At 65.9% G+C, this 19,005-nt stretch carries 17 protein-coding genes; 11 read left to right on the top strand and 6 right to left on the bottom strand.

Features of this window, described 5'->3' with window-relative positions:
* Nucleotide 1: 1 nt before the first annotated feature.
* The 6 genes from QRN53_RS15715 (at nucleotide 2) to QRN53_RS15690 (ending at nucleotide 6,279) form a co-directional block, all read left to right on the top strand.
* The gene (locus tag QRN53_RS15715) at nucleotides 2-709 is read left to right on the top strand and encodes an ABC transporter ATP-binding protein (protein WP_285244773.1); all 708 of its coding nucleotides are present in this window, start codon (nucleotides 2-4) and stop codon (nucleotides 707-709) included.
* Between the two features lie 118 nt (nucleotides 710-827).
* Entirely contained in the window at nucleotides 828-1,898 is a 1,071-nt protein-coding gene (locus QRN53_RS15710; RefSeq protein ID WP_285244772.1) for a Gfo/Idh/MocA family protein, read from the top strand.
* A gap of 111 nt (nucleotides 1,899-2,009) precedes the next feature.
* Nucleotides 2,010-2,975 (top strand): hypothetical protein, encoded by a 966-nt coding sequence (locus QRN53_RS15705; RefSeq protein ID WP_285244771.1) that lies wholly within the window; start codon nucleotides 2,010-2,012, stop codon nucleotides 2,973-2,975.
* An 88-nt stretch (nucleotides 2,976-3,063) separates the two neighbouring features.
* The gene (locus tag QRN53_RS15700; protein ID WP_285244770.1) at nucleotides 3,064-4,275 is read left to right on the top strand and encodes a hypothetical protein; all 1,212 of its coding nucleotides are present in this window, start codon (nucleotides 3,064-3,066) and stop codon (nucleotides 4,273-4,275) included.
* A gap of 286 nt (nucleotides 4,276-4,561) precedes the next feature.
* Nucleotides 4,562-5,791, top strand: coding sequence for a serine/threonine-protein kinase (locus QRN53_RS15695; protein ID WP_285244769.1), 1,230 nt, complete (start codon nucleotides 4,562-4,564; stop codon nucleotides 5,789-5,791).
* Nucleotides 5,788-6,279: a hypothetical protein gene (locus QRN53_RS15690; protein ID WP_285244768.1), complete on the top strand. Its 492-nt coding sequence runs from the start codon at nucleotides 5,788-5,790 to the stop codon at nucleotides 6,277-6,279. The genes QRN53_RS15695 and QRN53_RS15690 overlap by 4 nt, the downstream gene beginning before the upstream one ends.
* Nucleotides 6,280-6,369: 90 nt before the next feature.
* Here QRN53_RS15690 and QRN53_RS15685 read toward each other — a convergent pair whose 3' ends face one another.
* Complete coding sequence (locus QRN53_RS15685) at nucleotides 6,370-8,589, bottom strand: NADP-dependent isocitrate dehydrogenase (protein ID WP_285244767.1); 2,220 nt, start codon at nucleotides 8,587-8,589, stop codon at nucleotides 6,370-6,372.
* 312 nt (nucleotides 8,590-8,901) lie between these two features.
* Here QRN53_RS15685 and QRN53_RS15680 point away from each other — a divergent pair, with 312 nt between their 5' ends.
* A complete protein-coding gene (locus QRN53_RS15680; protein ID WP_285244766.1) occupies nucleotides 8,902-9,879 on the top strand; it encodes a trypsin-like serine peptidase in 978 nt (325 codons plus the stop codon).
* A gap of 22 nt (nucleotides 9,880-9,901) precedes the next feature.
* Nucleotides 9,902-10,033: a hypothetical protein gene (locus QRN53_RS15675; RefSeq protein ID WP_285244765.1), complete on the top strand. Its 132-nt coding sequence runs from the start codon at nucleotides 9,902-9,904 to the stop codon at nucleotides 10,031-10,033.
* A gap of 138 nt (nucleotides 10,034-10,171) precedes the next feature.
* Here QRN53_RS15675 and purH read toward each other — a convergent pair whose 3' ends face one another.
* A complete protein-coding gene (gene purH / locus QRN53_RS15670; protein WP_285244764.1) occupies nucleotides 10,172-11,857 on the bottom strand; it encodes a bifunctional phosphoribosylaminoimidazolecarboxamide formyltransferase/IMP cyclohydrolase in 1,686 nt (561 codons plus the stop codon).
* A gap of 141 nt (nucleotides 11,858-11,998) precedes the next feature.
* Between purH and QRN53_RS15665 the strand changes: the two genes are divergently transcribed.
* Nucleotides 11,999-13,351 (top strand): MFS transporter, encoded by a 1,353-nt coding sequence (locus tag QRN53_RS15665; RefSeq protein ID WP_285244763.1) that lies wholly within the window; start codon nucleotides 11,999-12,001, stop codon nucleotides 13,349-13,351.
* A 330-nt stretch (nucleotides 13,352-13,681) separates the two neighbouring features.
* On the top strand, nucleotides 13,682-14,425 hold the full coding sequence (locus QRN53_RS15660; RefSeq protein ID WP_285244762.1) for an exodeoxyribonuclease VII large subunit: 744 nt from the start codon (nucleotides 13,682-13,684) through the stop codon (nucleotides 14,423-14,425).
* Between the two features lie 48 nt (nucleotides 14,426-14,473).
* Here QRN53_RS15660 and QRN53_RS15655 read toward each other — a convergent pair whose 3' ends face one another.
* Nucleotides 14,474-15,424, bottom strand: a complete 951-nt coding sequence (locus QRN53_RS15655; RefSeq protein ID WP_285244761.1) for an endonuclease domain-containing protein — start codon at nucleotides 15,422-15,424, stop codon at nucleotides 14,474-14,476.
* Nucleotides 15,425-15,543: 119 nt separating this feature from the next.
* Nucleotides 15,544-16,122, bottom strand: coding sequence for a phosphoribosylglycinamide formyltransferase (purN, locus tag QRN53_RS15650; protein WP_285244760.1), 579 nt, complete (start codon nucleotides 16,120-16,122; stop codon nucleotides 15,544-15,546).
* A gap of 39 nt (nucleotides 16,123-16,161) precedes the next feature.
* Between purN and QRN53_RS15645 the strand changes: the two genes are divergently transcribed.
* The gene (locus QRN53_RS15645) at nucleotides 16,162-16,593 is read left to right on the top strand and encodes a hypothetical protein (protein WP_285244759.1); all 432 of its coding nucleotides are present in this window, start codon (nucleotides 16,162-16,164) and stop codon (nucleotides 16,591-16,593) included.
* A gap of 18 nt (nucleotides 16,594-16,611) precedes the next feature.
* Here QRN53_RS15645 and QRN53_RS15640 read toward each other — a convergent pair whose 3' ends face one another.
* A complete protein-coding gene (locus tag QRN53_RS15640) occupies nucleotides 16,612-17,928 on the bottom strand; it encodes a cell division protein PerM (RefSeq protein WP_285244758.1) in 1,317 nt (438 codons plus the stop codon).
* Nucleotides 17,929-18,307: 379 nt separating this feature from the next.
* A complete protein-coding gene (locus QRN53_RS15635; RefSeq protein ID WP_285244757.1) occupies nucleotides 18,308-18,781 on the bottom strand; it encodes a PRC-barrel domain-containing protein in 474 nt (157 codons plus the stop codon).
* Nucleotides 18,782-19,005 lie beyond the last annotated feature (224 nt).

The raw sequence follows: 19,005 nt of genomic DNA, 5'->3' as shown, positions 1-19,005 counted from the left end.
CATGATTGAAGTCAAGAACCTGGTCCGCACTTTCAACTCCGGTGACCGCACCATCAAACCGGTCAACGACGTCAGCTTCGCCCTGGAGCAAGGCACCCTCGCCTCGATCGTGGGCAAGAGCGGCAGCGGCAAGAGCACGCTGCTGTCCCTCCTGGGCGCCCTGGACAAGCCCACCAGCGGAGACGTGGTGGTCAACGGGGTCAGCCTCGCCAGCATGCCCGACGCCAAGCTGACCGAGTACCGCCGGCGCGACATTGGTTTCGTCTTCCAGCAGTTCAACCTGATCCCCAATCTCTCAGCCGTGGACAACGTCATGCTGCCCCTGGAATTCGCCGGCGTACGCAAGGCAGCCCGGCTGCAGCGGGCCAGGGAATTGCTGGAGCAGGTCCAGCTGGACCCTTCCAAGCATGAGCGGCGCATCAACAGGCTGTCCGGCGGCGAGCAGCAGCGTGTGGCCATTGCCCGGGCGCTGGCCAACGAACCCAAGCTCATCCTGGCCGATGAGCCCACCGGGAACCTGGACGAGCAAACCGGCGACCACATCATCGAACTCCTCAGTTCGCTCAGCCGGGACCACAACACCACGATCCTGGTGGTGACGCACGACCGCGCCCTGGCCAACAAGACGGACCGCCGTTTCCGCCTGCAGCAGGGCAAACTGACGGAGGAACCCGTCCGCGGCCGGGCCGCCGTCGCCGCCTCTGCCTGAGGCATCCGGGGCTCAAGGCGGGGGCAACACGCCTTGGCCTTGAGCCCCTGTGTCCGTTCCTGTCCTTTTCGTGGCGACGCAGTCCCCACCCGCGCAGCGCTGTGACAGGATGGCAGCTATGACTGCTCCCATCGCCACCCCTTGGCTGACCGGCCAGCCTGACCAGGACCCCCGTTCCGCCACCGGAGCGCCCCTGCGTTGGGGAATCATCGCAACGGGCAGCATCGCCCGCGCCGTCTCGCAGGACCTGGCGTTGCTCCAGGACGCCCGGCTGTACGCGGTCAGTTCCCGGGCACAGGACTCGGCGGACGCCTTCGCCGTGGCCTACGATTTTGAGAAGGCCTATGGGGACGACGACGGTGTTCCCGGCTACCAGCGGCTCCTCGCCGATGACGCCGTGGACGTTGTTTACGTCGCCACACCGCACGCCCAGCACCACGAAATTGTCCTCGCCGCGCTCAACGCGGGCAAGCACGTGCTTTGCGAAAAGGCGTTCACCATCAACGCCCGGGAAGCGGCCGAACTCATCGAGGTTGCCCGCAGCCGCAAGCTCTTCCTGATGGAGGCCGTCTGGAGCCGGTTCCTGCCGTCAATGCAGCGGGCCTTCGAAATTGCCGCGTCGGGTGAACTGGGCGACATCCACTGGATCAGCGCCGACCTCGGCTTTCCTGCCCCCTTCTCCCCCACTGCCAGGCTGTGGGCGCGCGAAGACGGCGGCGGTGCGCTGCTGGACCTGTCCGTGTATCCGCTCCTCTGGGCACTTGGCACCCTCGGCTTTCCGCAGACCGTGAGCGCCACCGGATTCGTGAACGACGACGGCGTGGACGCCCAGAACGCGATGACGCTCGGCTACAGCCACGCGGCCCAGGTCCAGCTCACCTCGTCGCTGCTGGCGCATGGTCCCCGGACCGCCACCGTCGCCGGAAGCTTGGGTTTCCTGCAGAGCGTTGGCTCGATCAACAGTCCGCGTGAACTCATCATCGCCAATGGGTGGGAGAACCGCCGGACGGAAACGTTCGACGTCGTTGGAAAGGGCTACACCTACGAACTGCGCGAAGTGATGCGGTGCGTCCAACAGGGGCTCACCGAGAGTCCGGTGATGCCGCTGGAGGATTCACTTAACACGATGCGGCTCTTCGACGGCGTTCGCGCACAGTTGGGCGTCACCTATCCGAACGACAACCGCTAGGGCCGGGACGGATTTCCACGATTTGTTTGTGCCACCCCCTAGACTTCCCCGAATGCCTAGTCCTACCCTGTAGGCAGCATCGATTGCGCCGGTCACTGGGGGGTGGTACGCATGGCTCGAAGGACTTCGCCGTGGTGTGCCCTGCGTCCTGCGCTCCTCGCCGGGGCGGCCGCGGCCATGTGGCTGGCCCTTTCCTCCACGGCAGCATCCGCCGACGCCGGACCGGATTCCCAGTCCCTGACTCCCAGTGCCCCCGGCACGGTTCTGTCCCTGCCCCATAACCTCGCGGAGTCGGTCTCGCCGCCTCCTGCAAGCCCTCCAGCGGCAGTGGATCCTGTACCGGGACTGGCGCAGCCCGTCGCATCCCGGCTTTCCGGACTGGCGGACGCCGCAACCTCGGGCGTTCCCGTGCTGGAGCAGGTTGTCCCGCCTGGAACTGTGTCCTCAATTTCTGCTCCGGTTGCTGACGTTGCCGACGCCGTAACCGCCGGGGTGGTGCAGGTTGTAGCGGCGCCCGCAGCCGAGGCCGTTCCCGTACTCGACCCCGTGCTCCAGCCCGTTTCCAATGTCCTGACCGGCGCCACCCCCGTGGACCTTCCTGCCCTGACCGCGGACGCCCCGCCGGCAGCTCTTCCTGCCCTGGGCAGCGGGGATCCCGAGGTGACCCGGCCTGCGCCAGTCAAAGCACCCGTGTCCGCCCTCGAAGCAGCGTCGGACCCGGCCCTGACTTCAGCGGCCGTGCCGGCCGAAGTTGGGATCGGCAATGATGTGCGGTTGCAGCCGGCAGGTGCTGGCGCCATAGCGGACACATTGGGGCCGGAGGAGGCGCAGTCCGCCAGCACTGATCCCGGTTTCGGGCAGCCTGCGGGAGACCCGGCGCAGCTGCCTGGCCAGGTCCCTGCTGCCCCGGCATCCGGTACTGGCAGCGGCGGATCATCCGGCGGTCCGTCCGGGGCCGCCGCGTGGGTTAGCGGTTTCAACGTTGTTTTCGAACTCCCCGGCGCACTGCTGGCCGGCGAGGCTTCCGGGCACATCCCTGCCCCGGTGTCGTTCGACCCCGGTTCTTCACCTGACTAGTTGAGGCCGCCTGCCCATTCAGGGCAGCACGTGGCATGACGGGCAGCGGACAACGCGCCCGACCCTCAACATTTCAGGAGCAATCACCATGAGTACCAACCTTCGCAGGGGGCTGCTTGGCACCCTCTTTGCCGGCGGCCTCCTGGCCTTCGGCTGCACCGCAGCAAACGCAGCGGACACAACCAGCGGGACTGACCTCTCCGCGTCCGCCCTCATCTCGGCGGCGCCCGCCGATTCGACGTCGTTGGGCCTGCTGGGTGACCCAACGCCGTCCGGTTCAACGGGCGTCGCCGCCGCCGTGGACGCCAACCTCGGCCTCGGAACCACCGCAACCAGCACCCGTGCCACGGACCACACGACGGCGGACCTCGCCATGAGTGCCGACGCCGGGCTGGACACCACCGCACCCGGGGCAGGACCCGGCACCACCGTGAATGCAACCGTGGAACTCCGAACCGGCACTGACCCCGGAGCCGCCGGAACCACCAGCACCACCGACTTGGCAGCGGCAGTGGACGTCAATTCCGGATTCGGAACCGGCACCACGGAAGGCACCGCCGCCGACCTCACCGGTGCCACCGCAGTAGAACTGCGGCTGGGGGGTGTCAGCACCACCGATCCCGGAACCAGCGGCACCAGCGGCCTGGCGGCGGCCGCAGACGTCAGCCTCGGCCTGGGCACCAGCTCCATGGGGAACACCGTGGACGGCGCCGTAGCCCTGGGCGCCGCCACCGACCCCGGAACCACCGATGTGGCGGTGGCCGCAGACGTCAGCCTCGGCAATGGCACCGCCAACAGCCCCGGCACGGCAGGTGCAGTCGACGCCAGCGTTGACCTGGGCACCGGCCTTGGCACCGGAGCGGCCGGCAGCGACGGTCCTGACGCCGGCGCTGCCGCAGCCGTTGATGTCGGCATCGGACTCGGCGTTGACAACACCGCAGGCACCAATGGGCCGGCAGACGGCACCGCCGGAGACGCCGGCACCGTCGACCCCGGAACCAGTACGCCCGGCGCAAGTGATCCCGCCGTCGGCGATGCAGGCATCATTGATCCCGGAACCAACAGCGCTGGCACGGACAACGTTCCGGCAGCTTCCGCAGGCTCCAGGGCCGTCAGCGGAGCCATCGCACCTGTCGCAGCTCCGCTCGGCAACATGGCCAGGGGCAGTTCTGCCCTCGCCAACGCCGGGACAGCCGCCAACAGCCTCGCCAAGACCGGCTGGGATGGATCGCTGGCGCCCGTGGCCCTGTTGCTCGTGGTGGCAGGATTCCTGGCGCTCCGCAAGCGCAAGGTCTCCTAAGGCCACCGTCTCAGCAGGATAAGTAACGCCCGCACGCAGGCGCCTGAGGCTGCTGCCCGTGCGGGCCGGTGAGAGGAGGCCATCCACCCGGAACAACCTGAGCACAACACAAAACATGTCATCAGCACACATGTCCTTGTAGCCAATGGTCCGGCGGTAATGCTGCAACCAGCCGCCGGGCCGTTGGCATGCCGCGCCGCCACAGCCAAGGCCGATCTGGGGTTTCACTGCCCCCCTCGTATAATTTGGGGTACGACAGTGCCGCAGCGCACCGGGAGGAACGGTCATGGTGGCGGAATCGCCTAGCTCCATCAAGAACGAAGTGGTCGGCGGGCGTTACCGTTTGAGCGAGGTAATAGGCCGCGGCGGAATGTCGTCGGTCTACTGCGCCCGCGACGAAAACCTCGGCCGTGACGTCGCCTTGAAACTCTTCGCCCCGCAGGCCCCGGACGCTGACGAGCTCAAGCGCCAGGAAGCCGAGATCCAACTCTTGGCCACGCTCAACCACCCGGGCCTGGTCACGCTCTTCGACGCCGGGATTGATGACCGGATTCCGGACGAGCCCAGGCCCTTCCTGACCATGGAGCTCGTCGACGGCCAGGACCTCCGCAGCCGCATCCGGCACAGCCGGGTGCCCTTGGAAGAGCTGTCCGTCATCGGCGCAGGCATCGCCGATTCCCTGGCCTACGTGCACGGCCTGGGCATCATCCACCGCGACATCAAACCCGGCAACATCCTGCTGGTCCAGATCCGTCCCGGCGAGCCCCTGCGCCCCAAGCTCACGGACTTCGGCATCGCCAGGATCGTGGACTCCACCAGGCTGACCGCAACCGGGACCATGGTGGGCACTGCCGCTTACCTCAGCCCCGAGCAGGCGCTCGGCAAGCCCCTGTCCTCGGCAACCGACATTTATTCACTGGGGCTGGTGCTGCTCGAGTGCATCAAAGGCACCGTGGAGTATCCAGGCAGTGCGGTGGAATCTGCTGTTGCCCGGCTCCACCGCGCCCCGGAAATTCCCGACGACGTCCCCTCCGAATGGGCGGACCTTATCCGCTCCATGACGTCCATCGAACCGCTCGAACGGCCGACCGCCGCCGATATCGAAACCTCGCTGCGCCATGCCCTGGTATCACCGGCTTCCACCCCCGGGGAGCTGGCGGCGGAGACCACCCGAGTGCTGCCCGCCATGCCCTTCCACCCGCCGACCATCACTGCCGAAGAATCGGTGGATGAGTTGCGCGAAGCGTCTGCTCCTGCAGGAACCGCCGATCGCGACTCGCCGGCACCGGGGGTTGTGCGACGCCCGGCGGAAAAGAAGAACTCCCGGATGCGCCGGTTTGTCCGGAGCAACCGGATCTGGCTGGCCGTGGTCCTCGGCATCCTGGTGGTCGCCGCCATCGCAGCTGCCGTGATGATCAGCGTGTCCGCCCGGCCCGCCGACGTCGTCCCTTATCCCACCGTCACGGGCACCCTGGGCGACCATCTCAAGGAACTGCAGCGGAGCGTAGCTCCGTGACGTTCAGCGTGACCACCATGCTGCGGTTGGCTGTGGCGGGTTCGGCGGCGCTGCTGGCCGCAGGGCTCCTGGGTGGGTGTGCCTCCCCCGCGACCGGCTTGCAACGGGAAGCCGCCACACAGCTCCAGGCCCGGGTACTGGAAATTACCCAGGCCGCCTCGCAGGACGATCCTGCCTCGGCCCTCAAGGCGCTGGACGGGCTCGAATCAGACCTCTCCGCTGCCACCACGAAGGGCCAGGTTTCTCCGGAACGGAGCCGCAGCATCACCACCGTGGCCAGCGCAGTCAGGGCAGACCTCAACGATGCCGTGGCCGCCCGGCAAGCTGCCGCGAAAGCCGCCGAGGACGCGAGGATCGCAGCGCAACAAGCGGCCCAGAACGCGTCCCCCACTGCGGATGCACCCGCCGCCCAACCAGCTCCTGTCCAGGGCAGCGCGGGCGGCGGTGCGAAGAACAGCGGCGGCGACAAGGGGAAAGGCAAGAACTAGCCAGTCGACGGCACTGGCACGCAAAAGAGGCGGTGCTCCGGAATCATCCGGAACACCGCCTCTTGTGTTGCTGCCGTTGCAGCGGCCGGGCTAGGCCAGGCTGGCGATGACCTTGTTAAGCGTGGCGGACGGACGCATCACGGCGGAAGCCTTGGCGTCGTCCGGGCGGTAGTAGCCCCCGATGTCCACGGGTGAGCCCTGGACCTCAGCCAGCTCGCCAACGATCGTTTCTTCCTTGGCGGACAGCTCATTGGCGACCGAGCTGAACGCGGCGGCAAGGTCGGCGTCGGACGTCTGCTTGGCCAGCTCCTCAGCCCAGTAGCGGGCCAGGAAGTAGTGGCTGCCACGGTTGTCGAGCTCGCCGGCGCGGCGGCTGGGCGACTTGTTCTCCAGCAGGAACGTGCCGGTGGCGCGGTCCAGCGTGTCGGCCAGGACCTGTGCGCGCGTGTTGCCGGTGGTGGTGGCCAGGTGTTCAAAGCTCACGGCCAGAGCCAGGAACTCACCCAGGCTGTCCCAGCGCAGGTGGTTTTCCTTAAGCAGCTGCTGGACGTGCTTGGGGGCAGATCCGCCGGCGCCGGTCTCGAAGAGTCCGCCGCCGTTCATCAGCGGCACAACCGAGAGCATCTTGGCGCTGGTGCCCAGTTCCAGGATGGGGAACAGGTCCGTGAGGTAGTCACGGAGCACGTTGCCGGTGACGGAGATGGTGTCCTCGCCCTTGCGGATGCGCTCCAGGGTGAAGGCGGTGGCCTTGACCGGGGACATGATCTGGAGGTCCAGGCCCTCGGTGTCGTGGTCCTTCAGGTATTCGTTGACCTTGGCGATCAGGTTGGCGTCGTGCGCGCGCTCCTCATCCAGCCAGAACACGGCGGGGGTCTGCGAGGCGCGGGCGCGGGTGACGGCCAGCTTGACCCAGTCGCGGATGGGGGCGTCCTTGGTCTGGCAGGCGCGCCAGATATCACCGGGGACGACGTCGTGTTCGATCAGGACGTTGCCGTTGCCGTCAACAACCTGCACCTTGCCGGCTTCCTGGATTTCGAACGTCTTGTCGTGGCTGCCGTACTCTTCGGCTGCCTGGGCCATCAGGCCCACGTTCGGGACCGTGCCCATGGTGGTGGGGTCGAAGGCGCCGTTGGCGCGGCAGTCATCGATGACCACCTGGTAGATGCCGGCGTAGGAGCTGTCCGGCAGGACCGCCAGGGTGTCGGCTTCCTTGCCGTCCGGGCCCCACATGTGGCCGGAGGTGCGGATCATGGCGGGCATGGAGGCGTCGACAATAATGTCGGAAGGAACGTTCAGGCTGGTGATCCCCTTGTCCGAGTCAACCATTGCCAGCGCCGGGCCGTCTTCCAGGCCCTTCTTGATCAGGTTCTGGACGCCGTCGCGGACGTCCGCCGGCAGGTCCTCGAGGCTGCTCAGGATGGCGGCCAGGCCGTTGTTGGGGCTGATGCCGGCGGCGCTGAGCTGCTTGCCGTAGGTCTCGAAGAGCTCGGAGAAGTAAGCCTTCACCACGTGGCCGAAGATGATCGGGTCCGAGACCTTCATCATGGTGGCCTTCAGGTGCGCGGAGAACAGCACGCCTTCTTCCTTGGCGCGGGCCACCTGGGCCTTCAGGAACTCGTCCAGGGCGGCGGCGCGCATCACGGTGCCGTCGATGACCTCGCCGGCCAGGACGGGGAAGGCCTTCTTCAGGACCTTGACCGAGCCGTCCTCGCGGACCAGCTGGATGGCAATGGTGCCGTCGGCCTCGATGATCACGGACTTCTCGTTGGAACGGAAGTCGTCCTGGTCCATGGTGGCCACGTTGGTCTTGGATTCCGCGGTCCAGGCGCCCATGGAGTGCGGGTTCTGGCGGGCGTAGTTCTTCACGGACAGCGGCGCGCGGCGGTCCGAGTTGCCTTCGCGCAGGACCGGGTTCACGGCGGAACCCTTGATCTTGTCGTAGCGCGAGCGGATGGCGGTCTCTTCATCCGAGGTGGGGTTGTCCGGGTAGTCCGGCAGGGCGTAGCCCTGGCCCTGCAGTTCGGCGATGGCCGCCTTCAGCTGCGGGATGGAGGCGCTGATGTTGGGCAGCTTGATGATGTTGGCTTCCGGCGTCTTTGCCAGCTCACCGAGTTCAGCAAGGGCGTCGCCGATCTGCTGCTCCGGGGTGAGGTAGTCACCGAACACGGCAATGATGCGGCCGGCGAGCGAAATGTCGCGGGTCTCCACCTCCACACCTGCAGTCGAAGCGAAGGCCTCGATGATGGGCAGGAACGAATAGGTAGCCAGCATCGGCGCTTCGTCGGTGTGGGTGTAGATAATCTTGGACATGCGCGGGCGTCTCCCTGAAGGTCGGCTTGGTTGTGAAACCTTTGTCTATTTCACCAAGTACAACTTACCCGAGGACGCCGGTTTGAACCTCAACGGGCCTCCCGGATTACCCCGGTGAGAGCAGGATTACAGCGATAGAGAGGCCCGACGAGGGGACGCACGCGGGCGCCCCGGCCGCCGTCGCCGCCAGTGGGCTGCCCACGGCGCAGCCGCCGGAGGATTGGTAACGAGTGTGTACAAACGCGGCGCGCGGCGATAAGTTCGCTAAGTCACTCCCGATCCCGGGCCCAACCCCGTTCAGACAGGACAACAATGACACGTACCAGGTCCCTGGCATCCGGCCTCCTGACCTTCTCCGCGGCCGCCGTGCTGGCCTTCACCTCAGCGGGCGCGGCATCCGCCGCCCCCTCCCCCTCCGACGGAAAGGCAAATCCCTCGGTTGCCAGCGTCTCTGTGGATGCCGGCGGAGCCGCTGACTACTGGACCCCCGAGCGGATGCAGGGCGCCGTCCCGGGCGACACCCTGGCGGGCAAGGCGCTTGAGCGTGGCAACCGCACCAGCCCCGCCTTGGTGGAGAAGGGCAAGCCGTCCAGCACCAAGGGAACCAAGGGCAAGCCCACCATTGCGCAGAGCGAGAATCCTGTCTCCCATATCGGCAAGGTCTTCTTCACCATGGGCAGCACCAACTATGTGTGCTCCGGCAACGCCGTCACTTCGGGCAACCGCAGCACAGTTGCCACGGCCGGACACTGTGTGAATGAAAGCGGCGCGTACGCCACCAACTTCGTCTTCGTGCCCGCGTACGACAACGGTGCCGCACCGTACGGCAAGTGGACCGCCAAGGGGTTGTATGCCCCCAGCCAGTGGGTTACCGGCGGCGACATGACGTACGACACCGCCTTCGCCGTGGTCAACCCGGACAGCAACGGTAAGCTGCTCACCGACGTCGTTGGCGGCTCCGGCACGGCCTTCAACCAGGCCCGCGGGCTCACCTACAAGGCCTTCGGCTACCCGCAGGCTTCACCGTTCAATGGCACGTCCCTGTGGAGCTGCACCGGCAAGGCCACCAATGACACCAACAACCCGCAGTTCGGCACCCAGGGGATTCCCTGCGACATGACGGGCGGTTCCTCGGGCGGCCCCTGGTTCATCCAAACGAGCTCCTCCACCGGTTCCGATGGGCTGCAGAACTCCATCAACAGCTACGGCTACAGCGGCTCCGCCGTCATGTACGGCCCGTACTGGGGTTCAGTCATTGAGGCCACGTACACCAATGCAGCAGCCTCCTGAACCGCACCCTGACGAAGGTTCCGTGAGCCACGTGGACCTGGACCAGTCGCCCGAGGAAGTCCTCGAGTACTGGACGGAAGAGCGGATGGCGGAAGCCAAGCCCCGGGAGCTAAAGCTTCCGGAGCCCGGGCCCGGCCCGGCCGGCCAGGACTGAGCGAGCACAACGACGACGGCGCCCGTCCCCTGCGAAGGGAACGGGCGCCGTCGTTTGTTAAACGCACCATCCATTGCTCCGTACTTGTCGTTATCACGCTCGAAAACGACAGTTACGGAGCAATCGATGGGTGTGGGATCAGTGGAAGAAGTGCCGGGCTCCGGTGAAGTACATCGTGATGCCCGCCGCGTTGGCGGCTGCGATGACTTCCTCGTCGCGGACGGAGCCGCCGGGCTGGACCACGGCGCGGACGCCTGCGTCGATCAGGATCTGCAGGCCGTCGGCGAACGGGAAGAACGCGTCCGACGCTGCCACGGCGCCGCGGGCACGCTCAGGTGCGCCGCTCGCGTCGGCGTTGGAGGCACCGCCTGCACCGTCAACGTCGGACTCCACCGTCACGCCCAGGGTGTTGGCCCGCTCCACAGCCAGCCGGCACGAATCCAGGCGGTTGACCTGGCCCATGCCGATGCCAACCGCGGCGCCGTTCTCGGCAAGGAGGATGGCGTTGGACTTCGCGGCCCGGCACGCGGTCCAGGCGAAGGCGAGGTCCGCGAGGGTCTTTTCATCCGCGGCTTCACCGGCGGCGAGGGTCCAGTTGGCGGGGTTGTCGCCGTCGGCGTCCACCTTGTCGCGGACCTGGACCAGCATGCCGCCGGAAACCTGGCGGAATTCCGTGGGGTACCGGCCGTACCCTTCGGGGAGGGCAAGGAGGCGGATGTTCTTCTTCTTGGAGAGGATGTCCACGGCCTCGGGCTCGAAGCCGGGGGCGATGACAACCTCGGTGAAGATGTCCTTGACGGTGTTGGCCATGGCCGCGGTCACCGTGCGGTTGGCAGCGATGACACCGCCGAACGCGGAGACGGGGTCGCAGGCGTGGGCCTTGGCGTGGGCATCAGCGATGGGGTCTGCGGCGTCGGCGGAACCAACGGCAACACCGCACGGGTTGGCGTGCTTGATGACGGCGACAGCGGGTTCGCTGAAGTCGTAGGCGGCGCGCAGGGCGGCATCGGCGTCAACAAAGTTGTTGTAGCTCATGGCCTTGCCGTGCAGCTGGTCCGCCTGGGCGATGCCAACCGGGGCTGCCTTGTCCACGTACAGGGCAGCCTGCTGGTGCGGGTTCTCGCCGTAGCGCAGGACCTCGGAGCGTTCCAGGGAAAGGCCGGCATACGCGGGCCAGTCGATGACGCCGTCGCCGTCCTCATCAAGGAACTGGCTGGCGGTCCAGGTGGCCACGGCGTTGTCGTAGGCGGCGGTGTGCGCGAACGCCTTGGCGGCGAGGCGGCGGCGGGTCTTCAGGTCGAAGCCGCCTGCTGCGGCAGCCTCAACGACCTGGCCGTAGAAGGTCGGGTCAACCACAATGGCGACGGCGGCGTGGTTCTTGGCTGCCGACCGCACCATGGCGGGGCCTCCAATATCGATCTGTTCCACAACGTCGTCCTGCGCGGCACCGGACTTGACGGTCTCCACGAACGGGTAGAGGTTTACCACCACCAGGTCGAACGCCTCGATATCCATGCTGGCCAGGGTTTCCATGTGCGCCGGAACGCGCCGGTCGGCCAGGATGCCGCCGTGGACGCGAGGGTGCAGGGTCTTGACGCGGCCGTCCAGCATCTCGGGCGAACCGGTGACCTCCTCCACCTCCTGGACCGGGATGCCTGCGGCGGCAATCTTCTTGGCGGTGGAACCGGTGGACACGAGCTTCACGCCCGCTGCATGCAGGCCCTTGGCGAGATCCTCCAGGCCGGTTTTGTCGTAAACCGAGATCAGGGCCCGGCGGATGGGTACACGGTCAATGGATACGCGCTCATGCTGCGTGAAGCTCACAAATGTCTCCGTCTTATCTCGCGGACCAGGGCCGCGGTTGGTGGGGATAGGGTCAGTTTATCGCGAAGGCAACGGTTACCCCTGTGTGCGCCGGAGTGTGAACCTCCGCGGGCCCGGATAGAGTCTTCACAGGAGGCGGCGATGAATACTTACACCACTGTGCCCAGCGGCGAACAGGTGGTCCAGGAACTGCCCTGGCGATGGAAAGTCCAGGGCAGGATCTTCCTGATCGGGGGCCTCGGTTTCATGTTCGACGCCTGGGATGTGACCCTGAACGGCATCCTCATTCCGCTCCTGTCCACGCACTGGGCACTGACCCCAGGCCAGGCCGCATGGGTGGGCACGGCCAACCTTATCGGCATGGCCCTCGGCGCGTTCGCTTGGGGAACCATCGCGGACACCGTGGGCCGCAAGAAGGCATTCACAGCCACGCTGCTCCTGTTTTCCATCTTCACCGTGCTGGGCGCCCTCTCCCCCGACTTCATGTGGTTCTGCATCTTCCGGTTCCTGGCAGGGTTCGGCCTGGGCGGCTGCATTCCGGTGGACTACGCCCTGGTGGGTGAGTTCACGCCGCGGAAGCAACGCGGCAAGGTTCTGACGGCCATGGACGGATGGTGGCCCATCGGCGCCGCCCTGGCAGGGTTCGTCTCTGCCGGGCTGGTGGCCTTGAACGGTGACTGGCGCCTGACCATGCTGGTGATGGTGTTGCCCGCCCTCCTGGTGTTCTGGGTGCGCCGGAGTGTCCCCGAGTCGCCCTTGTTCCTGATCCGCAAGGGCAGGCGGGACGAAGCGGCAAGGATCATTGACGGGCTGGTGGTGGCCACAGGCGCCGAAGCCCGGGCCTACAGCCTGCCCGATGCCAAGGACGCGCCCCGGCTTTCGGCCGGCAGCGCCTGGACTCAGCTGCGGTCCGTCTGGCAGTTCAACTGGAAGATCACCACCGCCGCGTGGGCCCTGTTCTTCAGCATTCTGCTGGTCTACTACCTCTCCCTGACCTGGATGCCCAGGATCCTGATCGGCGCCGGGTTCGCTGAGTTTAAGGCGTTCGTCACCACGGCGTCCATGGCCGCCGTCGGCTTCCTTGGCGTGGTGGTGGCAGCGGTGCTCGTGGAACGGGTGGGACGCAAGTGGATCCTCGCCATCACGGGGCCGTTGTCAGCCCTGACCCTGGTGATCGTGGCGTTCGTGGTGGACATTCCCACGGCCGCGGTCTTCTGGCTGCTGGTGTTCGGGTTCGTGGTCCAGGTTGCCATCCCGGTGCTCTACGCGTACGTTTCAGAGCTCTACCCCACAGAACTGCGGGGCACCGGCTTTGGCTGGGCCTCCACGTTCTCCCGGTTGGGCGCCGGCTTTGGTCCGCTGATCTTCGCCAACTACTTCTGGCCGGAGCTGGGCCTTGCCACGTCCTTTGCGCTGGCAGGCGCCCTGGTCCTGGTGTCCGTGCTGTGGATGGCCTTCTTTTCCCCCGAAACCCGGCAGCGCCGTATGCAGTAGGGTGCCCAACTAATTCGCAGTTGTTGTCGTTTTCGCCCGTCAAAACGGCACCAACTGCTAGTCAGTTTGCTGACAGCTTGGATGCTTGACTCGCCGGGTGTCCGAGGCTGCCGCTAACTCCCGCACGCATGCCGGGACCAATCCCGGCCAAGCCATGGGGGAAGCCATATGAGTCCGCGCCAAACGCCAGTACCAAGGTCAACTGAAGGGTCCGTCAGCGAAGTCCGTGGCTGGGTAAGTAATCGGATCCGCGGTGTTGCCCTGGCTGTGCAGGGTGAATGCGTAGCTCCACGCACGTCTGAAAACAGGTGGAATTTTGACCTCGCATCCGTGTCTCCCGAAGGGGTGGAGTACCAACGCGCGGATTTGGCTCTGGCAATCCATAGGTCGCCGGTCCCTGTTGCAACGGCGGTGGGACATGACGCCAACATTTCATTGGCCGATCGGGCGGCCATGCTGTCATTCACCACTCCGACAGCCGCGGCTGAGGCGATCGCTAACGTTCTGGACCTCGATCGGTGGCGGCGGAAGAGGGATGCGCGCAATGCATTGGCGCAGGAACGCAGGGAGGAAGAACTGGCCGCCCGGACAGCTTCCATCGGCCTCCAAAAAGCCAAAATGAAAGAAATGGAACAGAGGTGCGCTGCCGCGTGGGAGGCGGAAGGAAGGGCACGAAGGAAACAGACGGAGGCTGTTGCCGGATTGCAGATGGCGTTTAGGCTTCACACCCAGGACCTTTTGGAAACCGCGGAGGCCCGGGTCAGATTCGTTTCACATGCGGTATCGGCGGTGACTATTCTGGCGGTCATTGCGCTCGTGGCGTCCGCCGATGAAGTGCTGAGGCTTCTTCAAGCCAGTCCAAATGCGTTCCACAAGTGGCTATACTTCCTGACGACGATATCGACTGTCATTTGGCTCCTCGTGTGGCAATGGCGGGCACGAAAAGCTAACGGGCTGCCCTCTACTTCCCCCATGAAGCATCCGCCCGGAGATGTGGATTCCTTGCGCGTGGCCGTGAAGAGAGTCCGCACGGTTCGAAAGCTCCGGCAGCTTCGACATCACATGCCTCTTTAGGTGGAATCCCGCGCACTGGCGGACCGCCGGCGGCTCCGTGGGCACTTCTCACGGTGACCAGCCCCTACTTAGCAGCGCAGCCCTTACCTTCGAGACCGCATGCCCGGCGTCGTTGTTGTCCATGTGTCGTTTGGAAATCCTGACGAGTAGCCAGCCTGCACGGTTGAAGTCTTCCTCCCGGGCAATATCTTTGATCACCTGGCCCGCTGTGGAATGCGCTTCGCCGTCGTATTCCACCGCAACCCGGTATCCCGGGTAGCTCATGTCCGGCTGACGCACGACGCCGTCGCCCAGTTGCGTGGGCACGTTTAACCGCGCCGCGGGAAGGCCTGCATTCTCCAGTGCCAGCCTCAAACGCGTTTCTTGCGCAGAGTCGGAGCCCACTCGTGCTTGGTCCAGCGCCAGGCGGCCCTTCCTTATGCCTGGCGTCCCTTTGTGCCGGTCCAGCATCTGGGCCAGGTCCTCAAGGCTGCAGTATGGCTCTGATCGGGACTCAAAGGCAACTCTCGGGATCCTGACCAGGTGGTCCGCCACGACCGTTAGTTCGTCAACGTTCATCTTTCTGGCGTTGTCCAGCCAGGTACGGGGCCTGCTGGTCACCAGCAGCCCCTCCACGCAGACAATCTCGTCGTCAAAGAACTGCCCCACATGGCCTACGACTCCCCGGCGGCGCGGTATAGCCATCGTGTCGGGGCGGGAAATATGGATGCGACGGTCATTCTCCCCGGGCAAATACCCCGGAAATTGCCAAAACGTGAAAGCGGTTGCGTGCGACGCAGCGGAGAATGCCGTGATCGTCGTAAACGGCCGGACAACCTCCGGCTTGGATATGGCCTCCGGACCAGCTGGGGCCGCCGCGCCCGGAATCCTAATGCCGCGGCTGGGGGCGTGCAGCCCATGGTGACGCAGTCTCCTGAGGCTTATACCGGCGTCGACCGCTTCCTGGAAGGTAAACGGCCGATTCAGGAGAGAGCCCGGGAGCGGGCTGGGGGTCTTCACGTCAACATCGTTGCAAATTTAGACTCCCCGCTTGGAGTTATCCACAGGCCGGGAGGGCCTGGGACATCTGGCTGGCAGTTGTTGTCGTTTTCCGGGCTCAAAACGACAACAACTGCGAGTCAGTTGGGTGGGGCGGGATCCGCGGCGAGGGCGGCGAGGGTGGACACCAGCAGCCGCCGCTCCACCACCTTGATGCGCTCGTGCAGGGTCTCTTCGGTGTCAGAGTCTTCGATGGCCACCGCTTCCTGGGCAATGATGGGCCCGGTGTCCACGCCGGCGTCGGCCCAGTGCACCGTGCAGCCGGTCACCTTCACGCCGTAGGCCATGGCATCCCGTACACCGTGGGCCCCGGGAAATGCCGGGAGCAGCGCGGGGTGCGTGTTCAGGTACTTGCCGTTGAACGCGTCGATGAATTCCGGGCTGACGATCCGCATGAAGCCGGAGGACACCACCACATCGGGCTTGAAGGCGGCCACCGCGTGGGTCAGGGCAGCGTTCCAGTCTGCGCGGTCCCGGTAGGACTTGAAGTCCACCACGAACGTGGGGATGCCTGCCGCGGCGGAGCGTTCGACGCCGAAGGTCCCCTCCCTGTCCGCGCCCACGGCAGCGATTTCCACGTCGAGTTCCCCCGCCTTGACGGCGTCGATAACTGCTTGGAGATTGGACCCGGTGCCGGAGACGAGGACGACGATACGCATTGGTCCAGCTTAGGTGCACGCTCGCGTACGCTGGAAAACATGAACAGCCAACCGGGCCGGGGCGTGCAGCAACAGGCCAAGCCCCCGCTCAGCGAGGCAGCAAAAGCCTCCCGTACCAAGACCCTTGCCCTGTTCCGGATGTTCCTGGTCTCGGTCTTTGGCGCGCTGTTCGTCTACCAGTTGGACGTCAACTACCTGTGGCTGTCAACCATCCTCACGGCGGCCGGCATGGTCCTGGGGATATTCCTGCTGGCAAGGACCATCCGGCTGAAGGAATCCAAGCTGGTTCTCGTTGGCACCATTTCGGGCCTGGTGGTGGCCCTCGTCATGGTGCCGCTGCTGGTCACCGCCATGGTCTTCTTCAACCAGGTGCGCGACTACCAGGGGTGCGTGGCCCGGGCACTGACGGACCGGGCAACGCAGGCGTGCGTGACGCAGTTCCAGGATGTGCTGCCCGCAAAGATGGGTTAGCGCCGGCCGGCGAAGCTCCTAGCTGACGAGTTCGGCGTCGCGTTCGGCGGCAGCGCTGTCTTCCCGTTCCAGCCAGGGCCCGGCGGCGTAGCCGATGACGACTCCGACGCCGACTTCTGCTGCCACCCACATGCCGGTCCAGAGCGGGTCGGGCCCGATATCGGTCAGGCGGCCGAGCCCGGCGGACCCCCTGGCCACCCAGGCCAGGCACATCGTCAACACTCCGGCGGCCGACCCGGTGAGGACCCCGAGCACCAGGGTGGAGACGGTGGCCGTGAACCAGCGCGCATGGATCTTGATGGCGAGCCATTCGTCGAAGTGGTTCTCCCCCTCCCGGAGGAACCACCACCCGGCCAACACGCCGGCCAGCACCGGGACGATCAACGCCACGAACGCATAGTCCATGGGGCCCGAAGGGATGGCCGCCAGGACGGGGACGGATGGCATGGGCCCCACCGCGGTGCCCAGCGGCCCGGCCTGGGACCCCACGCCCATGGCGAAACCCGACCCCGAGGTCCATGCCAGGGCAAATACCACCAGGTTTGGCAGGAAGCCGAGCTGCGCAATGGTGAGGGCGGCACCGCCCACGGGACCGGCGTCGAGCGCTTCATAGACGGAAACCACGAGGTTCCAGTGGATGAACAGGTCCACGGCCAGCAGCACGGCGGCCAGGGTCAGCGCTGAGACCACGGCCACGAAGCCTGCCTTCGCCGCAGACGAGAAGTAGGAGCCGGCCCAGCGGGAGTGCTGGCTGGTGCGCGAGATCCAGTCCACGGCGTCGACGCCGATGAGCCGGCTCCAGGAGCCTGCCTCCCTGCGGGCGCCGATGACCATGCCCAGTCCGTAGGGAATCAGCGGAACCAGCATGGCGTACCAGAGGTTGATGACGACGTCGGTGCTGCGGCATACGAAACCGGTGGCCACGCCGAAGGCTGCGTACACCACCCACGAGCCCAGCAGCGCCTGCCACAGTTGGTCGGTGTAGGAGGCCCGGGCCAGGCGGCGGCCGGCCCGCCAGGCCAGCAGGAAGGGAATCAGGGTCAGTCCAAGTGGAATCAGGTTCAGGACGTCCGAACCCCCGTGCGCTGCCGGGGCCGGCCCTGCTCCCGTGAGTTCAAGGGGCACGCCGTGGACCAGGAGCCAGGACTGGCCGGCCAGGCGGGCCAAAACCTCAAACTGCCCGTTCTGGAAACCCGCGGTGGCCCAGACGGCGATGATGGGGGCTATCACCACCAGTGCGGAAATGATGGCCGCCTGAGCTGTTTCAAGGGCGCCCTGCAGCCACAAAGGCATGGGAAGGCCACGGTTTCCGGTCTGATCAGCACGCAGTTTCATCGTGTTCCATGGTGTCACGCCGGGTGCGTCCTGCCCGCGAACGACAGGCTCCGCGGCGGCACTGAGTGCACAATCAAATGAAGGGCTGTCCGGCGCTTTTTGGGAGGGCCCGCCGTAAAATTGGTATCTGAAACCAACGCCCCGTGCACCAGGACGCACTGCGATTCGTGCCGGCCGCCGGACGTGACCCGCGCCGGCCAAGGACCCGGATCCGTAAACCGGGAAACAGGAGCCGCGAATGAGAGATGAACCGTAAGTTCTGAAGATATTCGTCCTACTGGCTGGTGCACCCACGGCATACAGCGTGGGTGCACCAGCGTTTAACGGTGCGGCGCCGGCAACCCCCAAGGCTCCCGGCGCCGTTCACTGCGGAAGCGGGCTAGGCCGTCGGCCCGTACTTCCGAAGCCGGGGTGCGGTGTCCCGCTCGGCGGTGATCCCGTCGGTGGGCGTGCCGGCGTTCAGGTCGGCGTCGCCCTGCAGGTCCACATCATCGGCGTCGGATTCGATGCCGGTGCGGGCTTCCGAGTACGTCCGCGCACCACGCTCGTAGTAGGTGTACAGCCGGTCCTCTTCTTCAGGGGTGAGGTGGCCGTCGGCGTCCACCCGGGGAGCATCCTTCACGTGCTCCTTGGTGAACGGAACAACCAGGTCCTCGCCCTCGCTGCGGGCCCCGTCGACCGGGACGAAGGTCTCGGACGTGCCGAAGAGGCCGGTCTTGACGGTGACCCAGGTGGGCTCACCCGTCTCATCGTCGGCATAGAGCTGGCCGATCGAACCAATTTTTGCACCATCGGTACCCACGACGTTGCCGCTCTTGGCAAGCAGGCTTTCGAGGTTTTCCCTGTTGAGCATGACGTCTCCTTGGTCTTGTCTTTTGTGCCGGGCTGGCCAGCCCGGAGCCCGGGCACCGGGTCGCCCCGGTGTCCGGCCCCTGCCCCGGCTGCTTGAGGCCCGCGCTGGCTACCTCCACAAGGTAAGCATGCTTAGCATCAAATGCCAAGCCTACTTAGTAGTTTTTGGGGTCCAAGGGCAGCTGTTCACCCAACCTTTCCCTGCGGGCCACGCCCTCTCCCCCG

The sequence above is a fragment of the Pseudarthrobacter sp. fls2-241-R2A-127 genome (genome assembly GCF_030209355.1).
Classification (GTDB): domain Bacteria; phylum Actinomycetota; class Actinomycetes; order Actinomycetales; family Micrococcaceae; genus Arthrobacter.
Note: the sequence above shows the minus strand (reverse complement) of the source record. Positions and strands in the feature narration are given on the sequence as shown.

Excerpts from the sequence above, each read along its gene's own strand:
- QRN53_RS15715 (WP_285244773.1), top strand. The coding sequence starts at position 2 with ATGATTGAAGTCAAGAACCTGGTCCGCACTTTCAACTCCGGTGACCGC.
- QRN53_RS15710 (WP_285244772.1), top strand. The coding sequence starts at position 828 with ATGACTGCTCCCATCGCCACCCCTTGGCTGACCGGCCAGCCTGACCAG.
- QRN53_RS15705 (WP_285244771.1), top strand. The coding sequence starts at position 2,010 with ATGGCTCGAAGGACTTCGCCGTGGTGTGCCCTGCGTCCTGCGCTCCTC.
- QRN53_RS15700 (WP_285244770.1), top strand. The coding sequence starts at position 3,064 with ATGAGTACCAACCTTCGCAGGGGGCTGCTTGGCACCCTCTTTGCCGGC.
- QRN53_RS15695 (WP_285244769.1), top strand. The coding sequence starts at position 4,562 with ATGGTGGCGGAATCGCCTAGCTCCATCAAGAACGAAGTGGTCGGCGGG.
- QRN53_RS15685 (WP_285244767.1), bottom strand. The coding sequence starts at position 8,589 with ATGTCCAAGATTATCTACACCCACACCGACGAAGCGCCGATGCTGGCT.
- QRN53_RS15680 (WP_285244766.1), top strand. The coding sequence starts at position 8,902 with ATGACACGTACCAGGTCCCTGGCATCCGGCCTCCTGACCTTCTCCGCG.
- QRN53_RS15665 (WP_285244763.1), top strand. The coding sequence starts at position 11,999 with ATGAATACTTACACCACTGTGCCCAGCGGCGAACAGGTGGTCCAGGAA.
- purN (WP_285244760.1), bottom strand. The coding sequence starts at position 16,122 with ATGCGTATCGTCGTCCTCGTCTCCGGCACCGGGTCCAATCTCCAAGCA.
- QRN53_RS15645 (WP_285244759.1), top strand. The coding sequence starts at position 16,162 with ATGAACAGCCAACCGGGCCGGGGCGTGCAGCAACAGGCCAAGCCCCCG.
- QRN53_RS15640 (WP_285244758.1), bottom strand. The coding sequence starts at position 17,928 with ATGAAACTGCGTGCTGATCAGACCGGAAACCGTGGCCTTCCCATGCCT.
- QRN53_RS15635 (WP_285244757.1), bottom strand. The coding sequence starts at position 18,781 with ATGCTCAACAGGGAAAACCTCGAAAGCCTGCTTGCCAAGAGCGGCAAC.